Consider the following 2,002-nt stretch of genomic DNA (forward strand, 5'->3'; position numbering starts at 1 on the left):
ACCGCCAGGGAGAACGCCACATCCCCGGCCCCGACCCCCGGACGAGCCTCCGCAAACTCCGCCAGCCGGCCCGCCTGCGCAGCCAGTGCCGCATCAGACCGCGCCGACACCACCCACACCACCGGACCGACAGACTCCAGCCCCAGCCCCGAGACAGACTCCAACTCCTCCTGGGCAGGAGCCTCCACAGCAGGGGCGTCCAGGACAGGGGCCTCCTCTGCAGGCTGCTCCAGGATGAGGTGGACGTTGGTGCCGCTGACCCCGAACGAGGACACCCCCGCCCGGCGCCGGCGGGGGCCGGCCTCCCACGGGCGTGCGCGGGTGAGCAGCTGGACCGCTCCGGCCGACCAGTCCACGTGCGAGGACGGCGCGTCCACGTGCAGGGTCTGCGGCAGCATCCCGTGCCGCATCGCCTGCACCATCTTGATCACACCCGCCACACCCGCAGCCGCCTGCGTGTGACCGATGTTCGACTTCACCGACCCCAACCACAACGGCCGCGCCGGATCACGGTCCTGACCGTAAGTGGCCAGCAACGCCTGCGCCTCGATCGGATCACCCAACGCCGTACCGGTCCCATGCGCCTCCACCACGTCCACGTCACCGGCCGCCAAGCCCGCGCTCGCCAACGCGGCCCGGATCACCCGTTGTTGCGACGGACCGTTCGGCGCCGACAGACCATTACTCGCCCCGTCCTGATTGACCGCACTACCCGCCACCACCGCCAGCACCCGATGCCCACGCTCACGCGCATCCGACAGCCGCTCCAACACCACGACTCCGACGCCCTCGCCCCACCCGGTGCCGTCAGCGGCCTCAGCGAACGGCTTGCACCGCCCGTCAGCAGCAAGACCTCGCTGCCGCGCGAACTCGATGTAGGTCCCAGGCGAGGCCATCACCGTGACTCCGCCGGCCAGCGCGATCCCGCACTCACCCGACCGCAACGCCTGCGCGGCCAGGTGAATCGCCGTCAGCGACGACGAACACGCCGTGTCGATCGAGACCGCGGGACCCTGCAACCCCAGGCAGTACGCCACCCGACCCGACGCCACACTCGCCGTCGTCCCCGTCCTCGCGTACCCGTCCGCGTCGTCATGCCCCCCGACCCGGTACCCCGAGGCGGCGATCCCGGCGTAGACGCCTGTGTCGGTCCCTTTCAGCGAACCCGGGGCAATCCCCGCATTCTCCAACGCCTCCCAACACGTCTCCAAGAGCAGCCGCTGCTGGGGATCCATCCCCAACGCCTCACGCGGACTAATCCCGAAGAACTCCGCATCGAAATCACCCGCACCACCCACGAACCCGCCCACCCGGGCATAATCCTGACCACCATCATCGGGATCAAAAACACCCGAACCCTCCAGATCCCAGCCACGGTCACCAGGGAACCCCGACATCGCATCGGTCCCCGCGGCAACCAGCCGCCAAAACCCCTCCGGGTCCTCCACCCCACCCGGGAACCGACAACCCATCCCCACGATCGCCACCGGCTCATGCTCGCGTGCCTCTAGCTTTCGCAGGCGACTGCGCGTCTGGACGAGCTCGGCCGACGTCTTCTTCAGATAGTCGAAAAGTTTTTCCTGGCTTTCCATTAATGGACCTCCTCGTCGATTCGGCGATCAGTTTTCATCTGATGGCGACTCATGGAATCTGAATTCTTTGTCAAGGAAATCAAATACCTCATCGGGAGTCGCCGAATCAAACACGGAGGACTCATCGGATTCCGACTGAGAATCTCCCTGGATCTCTACCCATTTCGACAGCATTCCGCGCAGGATTCTCGTAATATCGTCGGGCTTCTCACAGCTTCTCGCCATCTTCAGAAGATTGGATTCGATCTGGTTAAGCTCGACGATCATTGTCGCCGTTCCTGTCTCGCCATCGGCAAATATTCCCGGCCGCAGGTGCCGGGCGAGCTCAACCGGTGTCGGATGGTCAAAGACAAGAGTCGCGGGAAGCGTGAGGCCAGTCTCGGTAGCGAGCCGGTTGCGCAACTCCAGCG

General features: G+C 65.9%; 2 protein-coding genes. Both read right to left on the bottom strand.

What is annotated here, in order from left to right; all coding sequences use genetic code 11:
- Positions 1-1,592: beta-ketoacyl synthase N-terminal-like domain-containing protein (locus tag ABZ887_RS51030; RefSeq protein ID WP_361306567.1), on the bottom strand; the 1,592-nt coding region annotated here is incomplete at its 3' end.
- A 27-nt stretch (positions 1,593-1,619) separates the two neighbouring features.
- Positions 1,620-2,002, bottom strand: a 383-nt coding sequence (locus ABZ887_RS51035; protein WP_361306569.1) for a phosphopantetheine-binding protein, incomplete at its 5' end; no start/stop codon positions are given.

The sequence above is a fragment of the Streptomyces sp. NPDC047061 genome (genome assembly GCF_040643955.1).
Lineage (GTDB): Bacteria > Actinomycetota > Actinomycetes > Streptomycetales > Streptomycetaceae > Streptomyces.